General features: G+C 70.7%; 17 protein-coding genes. 6 read left to right on the top strand and 11 right to left on the bottom strand.

All coding sequences use genetic code 11. The features are described from left to right. Positions 1–118: 118 nt before the first annotated feature. The 4 genes from SSP08S_RS33710 to sigE all read right to left on the bottom strand — a co-directional run bounded on the left by SSP08S_RS33710 (position 119) and on the right by sigE (position 3,906). Positions 119–547 carry a sec-independent translocase gene (locus SSP08S_RS33710; RefSeq protein ID WP_019072077.1) on the bottom strand — a complete coding sequence of 143 codons (429 nt, stop codon included), beginning with the start codon at positions 545–547 and terminating at the stop codon, positions 119–121. Between the two features lie 199 nt (positions 548–746). Continuing rightward, positions 747–2,156 (bottom strand): S1C family serine protease, encoded by a 1,410-nt coding sequence (locus SSP08S_RS33705; protein WP_019072076.1) that lies wholly within the window; start codon positions 2,154–2,156, stop codon positions 747–749. 77 nt (positions 2,157–2,233) lie between these two features. Next, the gene (locus tag SSP08S_RS33700; protein WP_026179060.1) at positions 2,234–3,208 is read right to left on the bottom strand and encodes an anti-sigma factor family protein; all 975 of its coding nucleotides are present in this window, start codon (positions 3,206–3,208) and stop codon (positions 2,234–2,236) included. Further along, positions 3,205–3,906, bottom strand: coding sequence for an RNA polymerase sigma factor SigE (gene sigE, locus SSP08S_RS33695; RefSeq protein WP_019072074.1), 702 nt, complete (start codon positions 3,904–3,906; stop codon positions 3,205–3,207). The genes SSP08S_RS33700 and sigE overlap by 4 nt, the downstream gene beginning before the upstream one ends. Before the next feature lie 270 nt (positions 3,907–4,176). Between sigE and SSP08S_RS33690 the strand changes: the two genes are divergently transcribed. Next, positions 4,177–4,875, top strand: a complete 699-nt coding sequence (locus SSP08S_RS33690; protein WP_078532585.1) for an O-methyltransferase — start codon at positions 4,177–4,179, stop codon at positions 4,873–4,875. Between the two features lie 87 nt (positions 4,876–4,962). Here SSP08S_RS33690 and SSP08S_RS59730 read toward each other — a convergent pair whose 3' ends face one another. Then, positions 4,963–5,130: a DUF3117 domain-containing protein gene (locus tag SSP08S_RS59730; protein ID WP_003966491.1), complete on the bottom strand. Its 168-nt coding sequence runs from the start codon at positions 5,128–5,130 to the stop codon at positions 4,963–4,965. A gap of 375 nt (positions 5,131–5,505) precedes the next feature. Here SSP08S_RS59730 and chcB point away from each other — a divergent pair, with 375 nt between their 5' ends. Further along, positions 5,506–6,309 (top strand): 2-cyclohexenylcarbonyl CoA isomerase, encoded by an 804-nt coding sequence (gene chcB, locus SSP08S_RS33680; protein ID WP_019072072.1) that lies wholly within the window; start codon positions 5,506–5,508, stop codon positions 6,307–6,309. A 76-nt stretch (positions 6,310–6,385) separates the two neighbouring features. Here chcB and SSP08S_RS33675 read toward each other — a convergent pair whose 3' ends face one another. Both SSP08S_RS33675 and SSP08S_RS33670 read right to left on the bottom strand, forming a co-directional pair. Next, positions 6,386–6,961, bottom strand: coding sequence for a DNA-3-methyladenine glycosylase I (locus tag SSP08S_RS33675; protein WP_019072071.1), 576 nt, complete (start codon positions 6,959–6,961; stop codon positions 6,386–6,388). Next, positions 6,958–7,299, bottom strand: a complete 342-nt coding sequence (locus SSP08S_RS33670) for a DivIVA domain-containing protein (RefSeq protein WP_078532593.1) — start codon at positions 7,297–7,299, stop codon at positions 6,958–6,960. The genes SSP08S_RS33675 and SSP08S_RS33670 overlap by 4 nt, the downstream gene beginning before the upstream one ends. Positions 7,300–7,440: 141 nt before the next feature. Between SSP08S_RS33670 and folP the strand changes: the two genes are divergently transcribed. After that, entirely contained in the window at positions 7,441–8,301 is an 861-nt protein-coding gene (folP, locus tag SSP08S_RS33665) for a dihydropteroate synthase (RefSeq protein ID WP_019072069.1), read from the top strand. Positions 8,302–8,418: 117 nt separating this feature from the next. On the opposite strand, the gene SSP08S_RS33660 is transcribed toward folP, so the two are convergent. Both SSP08S_RS33660 and dapE read right to left on the bottom strand, forming a co-directional pair. After that, the gene (locus SSP08S_RS33660; protein WP_019072068.1) at positions 8,419–9,177 is read right to left on the bottom strand and encodes an LOG family protein; all 759 of its coding nucleotides are present in this window, start codon (positions 9,175–9,177) and stop codon (positions 8,419–8,421) included. A gap of 77 nt (positions 9,178–9,254) precedes the next feature. Then, positions 9,255–10,334, bottom strand: a complete 1,080-nt coding sequence (dapE, locus tag SSP08S_RS33655) for a succinyl-diaminopimelate desuccinylase (protein ID WP_019072067.1) — start codon at positions 10,332–10,334, stop codon at positions 9,255–9,257. Between the two features lie 85 nt (positions 10,335–10,419). Between dapE and SSP08S_RS33650 the strand changes: the two genes are divergently transcribed. Together SSP08S_RS33650 and SSP08S_RS33645 are read left to right on the top strand one after the other, a co-directional pair. Beyond that, a complete protein-coding gene (locus SSP08S_RS33650) occupies positions 10,420–11,418 on the top strand; it encodes a hypothetical protein (protein WP_019072066.1) in 999 nt (332 codons plus the stop codon). Positions 11,419–11,690: 272 nt separating this feature from the next. Then, positions 11,691–12,143, top strand: coding sequence for a hypothetical protein (locus SSP08S_RS33645; RefSeq protein ID WP_019072065.1), 453 nt, complete (start codon positions 11,691–11,693; stop codon positions 12,141–12,143). Positions 12,144–12,261: 118 nt separating this feature from the next. On the opposite strand, the gene SSP08S_RS33640 is transcribed toward SSP08S_RS33645, so the two are convergent. Both SSP08S_RS33640 and fdxA read right to left on the bottom strand, forming a co-directional pair. After that, on the bottom strand, positions 12,262–13,356 hold the full coding sequence (locus tag SSP08S_RS33640) for a bifunctional succinyldiaminopimelate transaminase/glutamate-prephenate aminotransferase (protein WP_019072064.1): 1,095 nt from the start codon (positions 13,354–13,356) through the stop codon (positions 12,262–12,264). 147 nt (positions 13,357–13,503) lie between these two features. After that, positions 13,504–13,824 (bottom strand): ferredoxin, encoded by a 321-nt coding sequence (fdxA, locus tag SSP08S_RS33635; protein WP_019058397.1) that lies wholly within the window; start codon positions 13,822–13,824, stop codon positions 13,504–13,506. Between the two features lie 140 nt (positions 13,825–13,964). Here fdxA and SSP08S_RS33630 point away from each other — a divergent pair, with 140 nt between their 5' ends. Next, positions 13,965–15,080 carry a GNAT family N-acetyltransferase gene (locus SSP08S_RS33630; protein ID WP_019072063.1) on the top strand — a complete coding sequence of 372 codons (1,116 nt, stop codon included), beginning with the start codon at positions 13,965–13,967 and terminating at the stop codon, positions 15,078–15,080. The last annotated feature ends 14 nt before the right edge of the window (positions 15,081–15,094 follow it).

The raw sequence follows: 15,094 nt of genomic DNA, 5'->3' as shown, positions 1-15,094 counted from the left end.
CAGCCCGGAAAGCGCCCGGCGCGTGAGGCGCCCGGAGGCCGTGTTCAGGCCGTACGAGGGCATGGCAAACGTATGAAACGCGTCACGTGGGGAGCGCTTCGGGAGCCGCGCGGGAGGGTCAGGTGGCGTCCGCGTCGAAGGGCGGGCGCTCGTCCTTCTCGGGGTCCTCGGGCTTCTTGGTCATGTCGAGACGACCACCGGAAGCGGGCGGGGAACTCGGAGTGTCGGCGCTCTGCACCGCCTCCGTGACCTCGGCCATCTCCTTCTTCAGGTCGAAGCCGTTGCGGATCTCCTTGAGCCCCAGCTCGTCGTTGTCCAGCTGCTTGCGCAGGAACGTCTTGGGGTTGAGGTCCTCGAAGTCGAAGTCCTTGAAGTCCGGGCCCAGTTCCTCGCGGATGTCCGCCTTGGCGCTCTCCGAGAACTCTCGGATCTTCCGGATCGTCCGCATGACGTCCTGGATGACCTTCGGGAGCTTGTCCGGACCGAAGACGAGCACGGCGAGCACAATGATCGTCACCAGCTCGAGCGGTCCTATGTCATTGAACACCTGAAGCTCCTTGCGATCCTCGGTCCGCGGCCCTCGGTGGTCGGTGCGCGTCTTCCGTGGTCCGGGCCGGGTCCACGGTACCCGGCGATCCCACCCGACCGGTACTGTCCCGTGGGCTACGAGTGGGTGTACAGGACCGGTTTTCCGGGTTGTTTGCCTAGTGGGACGGGGCGCGGGGCTCTCACCTGTGACGTTTCTGTCAATCGCCGGTCGAGGAGCCCAGAACGAGCGACACGGTCATGTCTTTGCCGCCCCGCCGGAGAGTCAGCCGCAGGTGGTCGCCGGGGCGGTGCGCGCGGGTCCTCACGATGAGTTCGTCGCCCGAGTGGACCCGCTCGCCGTCGACCTCGGTGATGACGTCGCCCGCCTTGAGCCCGGCTTTGGCACCGGGGCCGCCGGCCGTGACGGCGGGGCCGCCGTCGCTGCCCTTCGTCGCGACGCGGGCGCCGTCCCCGGAGTAGTCCATGTCGAGGGTGACGCCGATGACCGGGTGGGTGGCCTTCCCGGTGTTGATCAGTTCCTCGGCGACGCGCTTGGCCTGGTTGACGGGGATGGCGAAGCCGAGCCCGATGGAACCGGCCTGGCCGTCGCCCGTGTAGGTCCCGTCGTCGGCGGACCGGATGGCCGAGTTGATCCCCACGACCCGCCCCTGGGCGTCGAGCAGCGGCCCGCCGGAGTTGCCCGGGTTGATGGGCGCGTCGGTCTGCAGGGCGTCGACGTACGAGACGTCGCTCCCGTCCGCCGCGTCGCCGCCGGCCGTGATGGGCCGGTCCTTGGCGCTGATGATCCCGGCGGTCACGGTGTTGTCGAGGTCGAAGGGCGCGCCGATCGCCACGACGGGGTCGCCGACCCGCACGTTGTCGGAGTTGCCGAGGGGCATCGGCCTGAGCCCGCGCACCCGGCTCACCTGCACCACGGCGAGGTCGTACCCGGTGTCGTGCCCGACGACCTTGGCCCTGGCGGTCTGTCCCCCGCTGAAGCTCACGGATATCTCGCCGTCGCCGCCCGCGGGCTGCACGACGTGGTTGTTGGTGAGGATGTGCCCCCGCGTGTCCAGCACGATCCCGGTACCGGTCCCCGACTCCTCGTCCCCGGTCACATGCAGGGTCACCACACTGGGCAGCGCCCTGGCCGCAATCCCGGCCACGCTCCCGGCCGCCCGCCCACCGCTCTCCGCACCGGCCTGCGGCAACACGACGTCTCCACCGACACCGTCCCGCTCGAGATACGCCCCTACGACACCTCCGACGCCCCCGGAGACCAGGGCGAGCACCAGCCCGGAGACGACGAGGAGTTTCCGGGTGCGGTTGCGGCGCTGCTGGTGGGTCGGGGATGCGGCGCCGGTCTGTTGGAGGGGGGCGACCAGCGGTGCGGGTGCCCAGGGGTCGTAGCGGTGCCAGGGGTCGGGAACGGCGTCGGGGGTGGGATCACGTGGGGCGGGAACGCCGGAGGCCGTTGTGGGGGCCTGTGGGGCGTCGCCGGGCTCCTGTGCAGGGCGCTCCGGTTCGAAGTCGGCGTCGGCGGAAGCGACTTCACCGCTCACGGCCACACCGGGCGTCACCGCCCGCCCTCGGCCCCACCACTTCGGCTTCGGTGTCTCCTCGTTCATGTGCTCCCCACCGCCCGCCGTGCCACCCCGTACTCCCCGGATTCAACCAGGTCGGCGGGGTGCGGTGCAGGGGCCGGTCAGCGCGGGGGGCGGGAGGAGGCGGAGGGGGACGGAGTGGGGGAAGAGGTGGTGTCGGGTGCCCGCAGCAGGCCGGGGGCCATGACATCGGGGGCCGTGGACCACGAGGTGAGGGCGACCGGCGGGTTCGTGTTGAGCGGGCGTATCAGCGGGGACATGACCGCCGCACCGGCCACGACGGGCGCGGTCAGCGTGTGCATGACCTCGTCGTCGCCCCGGACGACCGCCGGGGACGGCACCCCGGGCAGCAGCGGCGCGGAGACGGAGGTCGGGGCCATCGGGGTGTCGCCGAGCATCGACCGCTGGCTCGTGCCCTGGGCGAGCAGGGGCCCTACGCCACGGCGGCGCCCGGAGTCGGTGGCCGCGGCACCCGTGCCCTGGGTGCGGGCCGGGGTCACTCCCGCGCCGCCCCGCGCTTCGGCCGCGGTGTCGCCCGGTGTGACCGTGGCGACCCCGCCCAGGGCGATCGCGGCCAGCGAGACCGCGCCGGCGGCGACGAACGCGAACCGCATGCCGCGCGAGGCGGAGCGGTCGCTGTCGTGCCGGCTGACGTCATGGATGCGGAAGCCTTCGCGGGCCGGTGCGGACGAAGGGGTCAGGGCGCTCGCGGCGTGCGGGCCCGCGGGGACGTAGCCGAACTCGAACGCGTCGAGCGGGCCGTCTCTTTTCACGCCGAAGAAACCGGCTCCGGCGAAGAGTCCCCCGCCGGGCGGTTCCTCGGCGTCCGAGTCGCCGTCTCCCCCGGGGAGTCCCTGGAGGCGCGCCAGAAAGCTCTCGGAGGGCGGCGGCGGGGCCATCTCCGCGAACACGTTCTTCAGTCGGCGCTGCGCGTCGGCCTCGGCCTTGCACTTCGTGCAGGTGGCCAGGTGCGCCAGTACGCGATCGCGCGACTCATGACCGAGCTCCCCGTCCACCAGGGCGGAAAGTCGGTCTCCCAGATGCTGCTCCGCAGGCGTAGGACGTGATCCACTCACGCGGTCGCGCCCCCTCCCCCCAGCGCGGGCACACGCGCCACGAAGGAACGGCGCTCGGCCCGTGCTTCCGGCGAGCGGTGTGCGAGGGCCTTGCGCAGCTGGGAGCGGCCACGGTGGATCCGGGACCGGACCGTGCCGAGCTTGACGCCCAGGGTCGCGGCGATCTCCTCGTACGAGAGGCCCTCGATGTCGCACAGGACGACCGCCGCCCGGAACTCGGGCGCGAGGGTGTCCAGGGCCTGCTGGACGTCGGCGTCGAAGTGCGCGTCGTTGAAGACCTGCTGGGGCGACGGCTCGCGGCTGGGCAGGCGCTCGGCCGCGTCCTCCCCGAGCGCGTCGAAACGGATGCGCTGCTTGCGGCGGACCATGTCCAGGAAGAGGTTGGTGGTGATGCGGTGCAGCCAGCCCTCGAAGGTGCCGGGCGTGTAGGTCGACAGGGAACGGAAGACCCGGACGAAGACCTCTTGTGTCAGGTCCTCGGCGTCGTGCTGGTTCCCCGTCAGGCGGTACGCGAGCCGGTACACACGGCCGCTGTGGGTGCTGACGATCTCCTCCCAGGTGGGCGGAGTCCACGCCTGCCCGTCCGCGTCGGTGGAGAAGGTCGCGGTCTGGGCATGGTCAGCGGCGTGGCTGTGGTCAGCAGCGGTGTCGTTCACGGATTTCGGCCTGCCCGCCGATCCGAGAAAGCGCCGGAGCACTCCTCCCCGATCCACAGGTACAGCCGCACCTCCCCTGTCGGCTCTGGTGGTGTCCAGTGGAGTCCCTACCATAGCCACCTCGCCCGTTAGCTCCGGATAAGGGGTTTTACGAGAATTTGATACACGCTCATACCGACCTTCCGGCGGTACGAGCCGATGCTCGGGCCCCTGCTCCCGCCGTTGCTCGACGTCCTGATCCATCCTCATCCCCCGCTCTCCCCTCCGGCCGCGTCCCCCAGTGCATTCCTCCCCCTCTAAACGCCCGGTCCCATCAGCAGGTTCCCGGCACCAACGGATACAGTCACGCCCAGGCAACCACGGGGACAGGAGAGGGTCATTACCGGCAACCGGCAGACGAGCTGGGCGTTCGCCGACGCCTATGTCGCCGAGGACGAAGCACTGCGCTGGGCCCGGGACCGGGCCCGCGAGGCAGGGCTGCGCTCGGTGTCGCCCGGCACGGGCGCCGCGCTGCGGATGCTGGCCGCCACCGTGGACGCGAAGGCGGTGGCGGAGATCGGTACCGGGACCGGCGTGTCCGGGATGCATCTTCTCCACGGCATGCGGCCGGACGGGGTACTGACCACCGTCGACCAGGAGCCGGACCACCAGCAGTTCGCCCGCCAGGCCTTCCGCGCCTGCGGCTTCGCCAGCAACCGGGCCCGCTTCATCCCGGGCCGCGCCCTGGACGTGCTGCCCCGGCTCGCGGACGCCGGTTACGACCTGGTGTTCTGCGACGGCGACCGGCAGGAGTTCCTGGACTATCTCGCTGAATCGTTGCGCCTGCTGCGTCCGGGTGGCCTGGTGGTCTTCGAGGGCGTCTTCGCCAACGGCCGGACCGTCGACTCGGGCCCGCAGCCGACCGAGGTGCTGCGGCTGCGCGACCTATTGCGAGCGGTGCGCGAGATCCCGGAGCTGGTGCCGTCGCTGCTCCCGGTGGGCGACGGACTGCTGTGCGCGGTCAAGCGGTAGAACGCCGTGAGAACGCGGGAAAGCAGCTGCCCCGGCACCATCTCGGATGCCGGGGCAGCTGAAGGGGTATGGTCGCGTTCCGCCGCGTCAGCCGACGACCTTCTTGAGGGCGTCGCCCAGCGCGTCGGCCTCGTCAGGGGTCAGCTCGACGACGAGCCGACCGCCGCCTTCGAGCGGAACGCGCATGACGATGCCCCGCCCCTCCTTGGTCACCTCGAGCGGGCCATCGCCCGTCCGCGGCTTCATGGCCGCCATGCTCGTTCCCCTTCCTGAAACCAGCTCATCGTCGCCGACGGCCCCATGGAGGGCACGCGCGGCCCCTAATGAGACACGCGTCACCGGCATCGAACACATTGCTTCCAAGCCATTATCCCGCATCTCAGGACCCGATGACCAACATCAGTCGGCATCGCTTGGGCAACGCGCGCGAGCAAAACCACTCAATTCGCCGATGTGACTGCGATACTTCGCCGCCGCGCGGACCCCCGCCGACCGAAACCGGCGCAGAATTCTTTGACGCAGGTCACACGTACGGTCCGGTGCGTGGACGGCGATCTCCGCCATGCTGTCCTACGGACACAGGGCGTACCGACCGGTACGCCGGAGCGGCGACACCGGAGGGGACCCACCATGGCCGACACCGTGCTCTACGAGGTGAGCGACGGACTCGCGAAGATCACGCTGAACCGCCCGGAGGCGATGAACGCGCTGAACATCGCGACCAAGGTCGCCCTCCGGGAGGCGGTCCGGGCCGCGGCGGGCGACGACGCCGTACGGGCCGTGCTGCTGACCGCGGCCGGGGAGCGGGCGTTCTGCGTGGGCCAGGACCTCAAGGAGCACATCACGCTGCTGGCCTCCGACCGGGAGGCAGGGACCGGGGCCACCATGACCACGGTCAAGGAGCACTACAACCCCATCGTGCGGGCGCTGGCCGGGATGACGAAGCCCGTGGTGGCCGGGGTCAACGGCGTCGCGGCCGGGGCCGGCTTCGGGCTCGCGCTGGCCGCGGACTACCGCGTGGTGTCGGACAAAGCCGGCTTCAACACCTCCTTCGCGGGCGTGGCGCTGACCGCGGACTCCGGCATCTCCTGGACGCTGCCCAGGGTCGTCGGTCCCGGGCGCGCCGCCGATCTGCTGCTGTTCCCGCGCACGATCACGGCGCAGGACGCGTACGACCTGGGGATCGCCAACCGTCTCGTGCCCGCGGGCGAGCTGCACGCGGAGGCCGAGAAGGTGGCGCGGGCGTTGGCCGGTGGGCCGACGGTTGCCTATGCGGCGCTGAAGGAGTCGGTGGCCTACGGCCTCTCGCACACCCTTGAGGAGACGCTGGAGAAGGAGGACGAACTCCAGGCTCGGGCGGGCGCGTCGGAGGATCATGCGATCGCTGTCGAGGCGTTCGTCAACAAGGAGACGCCGAAGTACTTGGGGCGCTGAGATCAGAAGCTGCGGGTCCGTTGTGGCTGGTCTCGCCCACGCGGCGGAGCCGCGAATTGATACAGCCCCGCGCCTCTTACGGGGCGCTTCTCGCTACGCAGGTTTCCAAGTGGTCGTTCACCAGTCCGCACGCCTGCATCAGTGCGTACGCCGTTGTCGGGCCGACAAACTTCAGGCCTCGCTTCTTCAGGGCCTTGGACAGGGCCGTCGACTCCGTCGTGACCGCCGGGACGTCCCCGAGTGTCTTCGGGGCCGGGCCCGGCTCGGGGGCGTGAGACCAGATGAACTCGTCGAGCTCGCCCGGCGCCCAGTCGGCCAGCACGCGTGCGTTGGCGATCGTCGCGTCGATCTTGAGGCGGTTGCGGATGATGCCCGCGTCGAGGAGCAGGCGTTCGCGGTCGGCGTCCGTGAAGGTCGCGACCTCCGCGATCTTGAAGCCCGCGAACGCGGCCCGGAATCCCTCGCGGCGGCGCAGGATCGTGATCCAGGAGAGGCCCGACTGGAAGGCCTCCAGGGAGAGCCGTTCGTAGAGGGCGTCGTCGCCGTGGACCGGGCGGCCCCACTCCTCGTCGTGGTACGTGATGTAGTCCTCGGTGGACAGCGCCCAGGGGCAGCGCAGACCTCCGTCCGGACCGGCCACGGCGTCGCTCACTGGTGGTCGCCTTCCGCGGGCTTCTCGATCGAGACGCGGTGGCTCTGCGCGCCCGCCAGCGCGGACTCCAGGTCGGCGATCCGGGCGTCGCGCTCGGCGAGTTCGGCGGCGATGCGGCTCAGCGCGTCGTCCACCTCGGCCATGCGGTAGCCCCGTACGGCGAGCGGGAAGCGGATGCTCTCCACGTCGGCCTGGTCGACGGGCCGGTCCGGGGGCAGCGCGTCGTCGAGGCGCTCGGGCGCGACGTCGGGCAGCGGGGCGTTCTCGCCGCCGCCGATCACCGAGAGGGTCACGGCGCCGACCACGACGGCCAGCCCGACGACCAGGAACAGGAACATGAACATCGCTGGAGTCTCCACGGGCGTCGATGTCGGACGTGCCGAAGCCGAATGTGTCAGGGTCCGATCGTGCCATGCGACGCTGACAGTTAGGGTCACAGGCGGCTGAAGACCGGTCAGTACTAGGAGAGGTCACAGGGGATGCTCAGGCTGGGCAGGCGTGAATTCGACGCGCACGAGCCGGTGATCATGGCGATCGTGAACCGGACCCCGGACTCCTTCTACGACCAGGGGGCGACGTTCCGCGACGAGCCCGCCCTCGCGCGCGTGGAGCACGCGGTGGCCGAAGGCGCCGCCATCATCGACATCGGCGGGGTCAAGGCCGGCCCCGGCGAGGAGGTCACCGCCGAGGAGGAGGCGCGCCGCACGGTCGGTTTCGTGGCCGAGGTGCGGCGGCGCTTCCCCGACGTGATCATCAGCGTCGACACCTGGCGGCACGAGGTCGGCGAGGCCGTCTGCGAGGCCGGCGCGGATCTCCTGAACGACGCGTGGGGCGGCGTCGATCCGCGGCTCGCGGAGGTCGCCGCGCGGTACGGCGTGGGGCTGGTGTGCACCCACGCGGGCGGCGCCGAGCCCCGGACACGCCCGCACCGGGTGACGTACGACGACGTCATGGCCGACATCCTGCGCGTGACCCTGGGGCTCGCCGAGCGGGCCGTTTCGCTGGGTGTGCCCAGGGAGTCGGTGCTGATCGATCCCGGGCACGACTTCGGGAAGAGCACGCGGCACAGTCTGGAGGCGACGCGGCGGCTCGGGGAGATGGTCGAGACGGGGTGGCCGGTGCTGGTGTCGTTGTCCAACAAGGACTTCGTGGGCGAGACGCTCGACAAGCCGGTCAAGGAGCGGGTTGTCGGGACGTTGGCGACGACTGCCGTGTCGGCGTGGCTGGGTGCCCAGGTGTATCGGGTGCACGAGGTCGCCGAGACTCGGCAGGTGCTGGACATGGTGGCGTCCATTGCCGGGCATCGGCCGCCGGCTGTGGCGCGGCGGGGGCTGGCCTGATTTTTTCGCCCCCGCCGCCCCTGCCCGTCCCGTCCCTGGGGGCTGCCGCCCCCAGACCCCCGCTTCGGCCTGAACGGCCTCGTCCTCAAACGCCGGACGGGCTGAAAAGAACCACCGTCACCGGCCGGCTTCCTTCGAGACCAGCGCTACCGCCTCGTCCACGTCGTCCGTCACGTGGAACAGCAGGAGGTCCTTCTCCGACGCCTTGCCCTGGGCGATCAGGGTGTTCTTGAGCCAGTCGACGAGGCCGCCCCAGTAGTCGCTGCCGAAGAGGACGATCGGGAAGCGGGTGACCTTCTGGGTCTGGACGAGGGTGAGGGCCTCGAAGAGTTCGTCGAGGGTGCCGAGGCCGCCGGGGAGGACCACGAAGCCCTGGGCGTACTTGACGAACATCATCTTGCGGACGAAGAAGTAACGGAAGTTCAGGCCGATGTCGACGTAGGGGTTGAGCCCCTGCTCGAAGGGCAGCTCGATGCCCAGGCCGACGGAGATGCCCTTGGCCTCCAGGGCGCCCTTGTTGGCCGCCTCCATGGCTCCGGGGCCGCCGCCGGTGATCACGGCCCACCCGGCCTCCACGAGAGCGTGTCCGAGCCGTACGCCCGCTTCGTACTCCGGTGAGTCCGGCTTGGTGCGGGCCGAGCCGAACACGCTGATCGCGGGCGGCAGTTCGGCCAGTGTGCCGAAGCCCTCGATGAACTCCGACTGGATGCGCAGAACGCGCCACGGGTCGGTGTGGACCCAGTCCGAGGGGCCGCCCGCGTCCAGGAGACGCTGGTCGGTCGTGCTCGCGGTCACCTGGCCGCGCCTCCGGAGGACCGGTCCCAGGCGCTGCTCCTCCGGTGGCTGCTGCTTGCCCTCGGGGTTGCCTGTAGCCATGTGCGCTCCCTCCACTTGCAGGTGTTTCGTACCTCAGCGTAGGTCTACGCGGGTTACGGAGGGGGGACATACGGATGTCAGGCGATGAGCCAGTCCCGCAGCCGCCGCTCCGCCTCGGGGATGAGGGCCGCCTCGACCCTCTCGTCGACCTTGTGGGCGAGGAGTTGGGCACCGGGGCCGTAGTTCACCGCGGGCACTCCGAGGGCGCTGAAGCGGGCCACGTCCGTCCAGCCGAACTTGGGACGGGCCTCGCCGCCGACGGCCGCCATGAAGGCCGCCGCGGCCGGGTGGGTCAGGCCGGGGCGGGCTCCTCCGGTGTGGTCGTCCACGACGAACTCGTCGACCCCGCAGTCGGCGAAGTACTCGCGCACGAAGGCCTCCGCCTCCGCCTCGCTGCGGTCGGGCGCGTAGCGGAAGTTGACGACCAGGGTGCACCCGTCGGGGATGACGTTGGTGGCCACTCCCCCTTCGACGCGTACCGCGTTGAGGCCCTCGTGGAACTGAAGGCCGTCCACCACGGGCCTGCGGGGCTCGTACGCGGCGAGCTTGGCCAGTGCCCTGGAGGCCGCGTGGATCGCGTTGGAGCCCATCCACGCGCGCGCGGAGTGCGCTCGTTCACCCTTGAACTTCAGGAACACCCTGAGCGTGCCCTGGCAGCCGCCCTCGACCTGACCGTCCGTCGGCTCCAGGAGGACCGCGAAGTCGCCCGCCAGCCACTCGGGATGGGTCTCGGAGACGTGCTTGAGGCCGTTGAGCGGAGCGGCGACCTCCTCGTTGTCGTAGAAGACGAAGGTCAGGTCGCGGTTGGGGGCCGGGACCGTGGCCGCGAGGCGGAGTTGGACGGCGACGCCGGACTTCATGTCGCAGGTGCCGCAGCCCCACAGGACGCCGTTCTCGTCGAGGCGCGAGGGGACGTTGCCTGCGATCGGGACCGTGTCGATGTGGCCGGCCAGAATGACGCGTTCCGTGCGGCCCAGGTTCGTGCGCGCGACGATGTTGTTGCCGTACCGGTCGACCGTCAGGTGGGGCAGGGCGCGCAGCGCGGTCTCGATCGCGTCCGCGAGGGGCTTCTCGCTGCCGCTCTCCGAGGGGAAGTCGACGAGCTGCGCGGTGAGCCGTGCGGCGTCCAGCGTGAGGTCAAGTGGGGTATCGGCCATGCCGTCGACCCTAACGCGAAGGGCCTCTCCACCGTTTGTCCACACCCGGCGCAGCGGCAACAGGAGCCTCCAGTACCTTGTGGGGATGCCTGAGCAGTCCCCCACCCCAAAGAAGCGTCGACGCGGCCGCCTCTTCAGGTTCTCGGCCGCCTTCGTGGTGCTGCTCGCGGTCGCGGGCTACCTGGTCGTCCAGTACGTCACCGGCGGCCGGGGCGGCCCCGGTTGCAAGGTGGTCTCCGGGAAGGGCGACGGCCAGGAGTTCGAGTTCACGCAGGAGCAGACGATGAACGCGGCGACGATCGCCGCCGTCGGCACCGGGCGCGGGATGCCCGAGCGGGCCGTGACGATCGCGCTGGCGACCGCGATCCAGGAGTCGCAGCTCGTCAACATCACCCACGGGGACCGGGATTCGCTCGGCCTGTTCCAGCAGCGGCCCTCGCAGGGCTGGGGCACCGAGAAAGAGATCATGGACCCGACGTACGCGGCGGGCGTCTTCTACGAGCACCTGGCCAAGGTGGACGACTACCAGAAGCTCCCCCTCACGGTCGCTGCGCAGCGGGTGCAGCGCAGCGGTTACCCGGAGGCGTACGCCAAGCACGAGCCCGACGCCACGCTGCTGTCCGCCGCCCTCACCGGGCAGTCGGCCGCCACGCTGACCTGCCAGGGCCTCCCGGACACCACCGTGACCACCACCGGCCCGGACGCCGTACGGGCCGCGCTGGTAAGGGACTTCGGACGCGAGGTGCTGAAGGAGACCGGCGCGGAGGTGACCGGCGGCGGCTCCACGTCCAAGGGCACGTCCAAGTCGAAGACGAAGACGAAAGCCACGGCCACGCCGTCTCCGAGCGCGAGTGCGACCGGCGGGAGCAGCACGGTGACCCTGCCGGTGCGGTCCGGCAGCACGAAGACCGGCTGGCAGCTCGCCCACTGGGCGGTGGCCAACTCCTCGGCGCTGCACATCGACCGTGTGTCGTACGCGGGGCGGGAGTGGGCCGCCGGCAGCGCGAACGACCCGTGGCACTCGACCGGCACGAAGGCCGCGGGCGGGGTCCGCATCCAGACCGAGGGGCCGACCGGGCAGTAGTACGGGGCCTCACCCGTAGGGGTTATGCGTGGTCGATCCGGGGCCGGGGGTGCTCAGGTTTTCGCGTGGTCACCCTCAGGTGCGCCGGAGTCCTTGAAAACAAAGGGCTGCAAGGATTCGACGGGCTTTCGGGCCGGGCGACCTTTGTCCGTTTTTATCCGTAGCTGATAATGCGACGCATTGCCAACTCTTTACGTTGGCGCTCCGCAACCTTCGCGCGCTTCGAGCGGTAGTCACTGCGTCCGAGCCCGGAGATCAACACAAGGAGCATCATGTCCCTCCCCCTGACCCGCCGGATCGCCCGTGCCGCGCTGCTCGTCGCAGCGGGAGCGGCAGCCGGGGTCGGTGCGGCCGGCTCCGCCAGTGCGGCCCCCTCCCTGCCGGCCACCCCGAACCTGGGCGCGCTGACCGCCCTGGACGGGGCGAGCGTCGGCAACACGGTCGACGGCGCGAGCCAGAACGTCACGGGGGTCGCCGGCAAGTCCGGTGGCCAGACGCTGGAGAAGGCGGTGCCGGCCGCAGGCAAGACCGGCGGGAAGGTTGCCAAGACGGTGGCTCCGGCTGCGCAGCATGTTGCCGGGGACACGGCGGGGCAGGCCGGCGGCCTGCTCGGTGACACGGCCAAGACCGCCACGGCGGGTGGCGGTCTGCCGACCGACGCGGTCACCAAGGGTGGGCTGCCGACGGCTCAGGAGCTGCCGTTGAAGGGGCTGCCGCTCGGCTGAGCGCCCTGCGTCGAAGGGGTCCAGGGAGTTCCCTGGACCCCTTTTCGCGTTGTATTTCGGCTTGCGGCCGGTGGGGGCTGGGCGCGCAGTTCCCCGCGCCCCTAAAAGACAAAAGCCTTCAGCTGAGCCGGTTTACAGCTGCCCTTACTCGCTCGTCCGTTGCCGTCAGGGCTACCCGTACGAAGCGGTCGCCCGCCTCCCCGTAGAAGTCGCCCGGTGCCACCAGGACGCCCAGGTCGGCCAGGTGGGCCACCGTGTCCCAGCAGGACTCGTCCCGTGTTGCCCACAAGTAGAGGCTGGCCTCGCTGTGTTCGATGCGGAAGCCGTGGGCGGTCAGCGCTTCGCGCAACAGCGTGCGGCGGGCCTTGTAGCGGTCGCGCTGTTCCTGGACGTGGGTGTCGTCGCTCAGGGCCGCCACGACGGCCGCCTGGGTCGGGGCCGAGGTCATCATGCCGCCGTGCTTGCGGATCTCCAGGAGCGGGGCGAGGACCGCCGGGTCGCCGGCCAGGAAGGCGGCGCGGTAGCCGGCGAGGTTCGAGCGCTTGGAGAGGGAGTGGACGGCGACGATGCCGTCGTAGGAGCCACCGTTGACGTCCGGGTGCAGGACCGAGACCGGGTCGGCCTCCCAGCCCAGTTCGAGGTAGCACTCGTCGGAGAAGATCAGGACGCCGTGCTCGCGGGCCCAGGCGACGGTCTCGGTGAGTTCCTGCTTCGAGAGGACCTTGCCGGTCGGGTTGGACGGGGAGTTCAGCCAGAGGAGCTTCAGACCCTCGGGGTCGAGCCGCGTCGGGTCGTCGTAGACCTCGTAGTCGGCGCGGGCCAGGCGGGCGCCGACCTCGTACGTCGGGTAGGCGAGGCGGGGGTACGCGACGCGGTCGCCGGGGCCGAGGCCCAGCTGTGTGGGGAGCCAGGCGACGAGTTCCTTGGAGCCGACGATCGGCAGGACGTGGCGGTGGGTGACGTCGCGGGCGCCGAGGCGGCGTTCGACCCAGCCGGTGAGCGCGTCGCGCAGGGCCGGGGTGCCCCAGACCGTGGGGTAGCCGGGCGAGTCGGCCGCGTCGATCAGGGCCTTCTGGATCAGATCGGGGACCGGGTCCACCGGGGTGCCGACCGACAGGTCGACGATGCCGCCCGGGTGCGCCGTCGCCGTCTTCTTGTACGGCTCCAGCTTGTCCCAGGGGAAGGTGGGCAGACGGTCGGAGACTGCGGACACGGTTGCTAGCTCACTTTCATCGGTACGACCGGTACGGCCCGATGCGGCCGGTGGACCCGGTACGGCAAACGCCTCGGCCCCGTAGGGCGCTGATCGGGCGTGATCAGGCCGTACGGGACCGAGGCGGCGCGTCTGCGCGGGCCGCTCTTACTGGTTCTGCGGCGGCAGCGCGGCGACGAAGGGGTGGTCGCGCTCGATCAGGCCCAGCTTGCTGGCACCGCCCGGGGAGCCGAGCTCGTCGAAGAACTCGACGTTCGCCTTGTAGTAGTCCTTCCACTCCTCGGGAGTGTCGTCCTCGTAGAAGATCGCCTCGACCGGGCACACCGGCTCACAGGCTCCACAGTCGACGCATTCGTCCGGGTGGATGTACAAGGACCGGGAGCCCTCGTAGATGCAGTCGACCGGGCACTCCTCGATGCACGCCTTGTCCTTGACGTCGACACAAGGCTGCGCGATGACGTAGGTCACGCTGTCGTTCCTCCTCGATAGGGCGCTGGCGGGCCTCCGTAGGCTCCGCCGCCAGGCGCGCTGGAGCGCGGCGTCGTCCATGCCCGCACCTAGTATCTCCGTTCCGGGGCGTGATCCATACAGGAGGGGTGAACTGACCTGTGGAAATCTCTGCGGCCGGACGACTCGAGGTCCGCATCACCGCTGCTGACGTGGGCAAACGGGTGTCCGTCAGGTGCCTGTCAGATGCTGAAGACACGGCGGAGAAGTTCACCGACACGGTGGGTGTTCTCACATCATGGGACAGCGGTGTGCTGACGATCACACGGAAGGGTGGGGAGTCCGTCCGCATTTCGGAATCCTCGCTGGTGGCGGGCAAGGTCGTACCGGCCGCTCCGGCCCGTCGGCGGGGGCCCGCCGCCACCTACCGGGAGCTGGCGCTAGTCTCCGCGCGCGGCTGGCCGCCGGTGGAGAGCGAGCGGCTCGGCGAGTGGGAGCTGCGCGCCGCAGTCCAGAAGGTGCCGCGCGAAGCGCGTCCGTGGGGGGCGGTGGTCGGGCGACGGGCGGGCTTCACCCGCCGCGCCAACTCCGTGCTCCCGCTCGGCGATCCCGGCCTGCCTCTCGACGCGGCCCTCACCGCCGTACGACGGTGGTACGGCGACCGCGGCCTGCCCGCCTACGTCCAGACCGCGACCGGCGCCGAGGGCACGCAGGAGCTGCTCTGTGCCGAGCTGGAGCGGCGCGGCTGGACCCGTGAGGTGACGGCCGAGCTGTGGGTCGGGGCCCTGGCCCCGGTCGCCGACCGGGCCGACCCGGCCGGGGTCGTCCTCTCCAGGACGGCCGACGACGCGTGGCTGGCCCGCTATCAGCGCAAGGGGGTGAGCGAGGTGGCCCTGAAGGTGCTGGGCGGCGGCCCCTCGGTGTGGTTCGCCACGGTGCCCGGTGAGGGTGCCGAGCCCTCGGCCATCGGGCGGTGCGTCGTCGACGGGCGGTGGGCCGGCTTCGGCGCCGTCGAGGTCGATCCGGCGCTACGGCGGCGGGGGCTCGCCTCGCTCGTCATGTCCGCGTTGGCCTCGCGGGCGCTGGAGGAGGGGGCGTCGGCCGCGTGGTTGCAGGTCGAGACGGACAACGCGGGGGCGCGGGCGCTGTACACGGGGATGGGGTTCGCGGCACATCACGCCTACCACCACTATCGCGAGCCGGCCTCGACCGACGACATCGGTGACATCCGTGCGACCGGTGACATCGGTGCCGGCGGTCGCGACGGTTCGTCGTGAGGGGGTTCGAGTTC

This window comes from Streptomyces hokutonensis, from assembly GCF_000376565.1.
Classification (GTDB): Bacteria; Actinomycetota; Actinomycetes; order Streptomycetales; family Streptomycetaceae; genus Streptomyces; species Streptomyces hokutonensis.
This window is presented reverse-complemented; position numbering and strand designations above follow the sequence as displayed.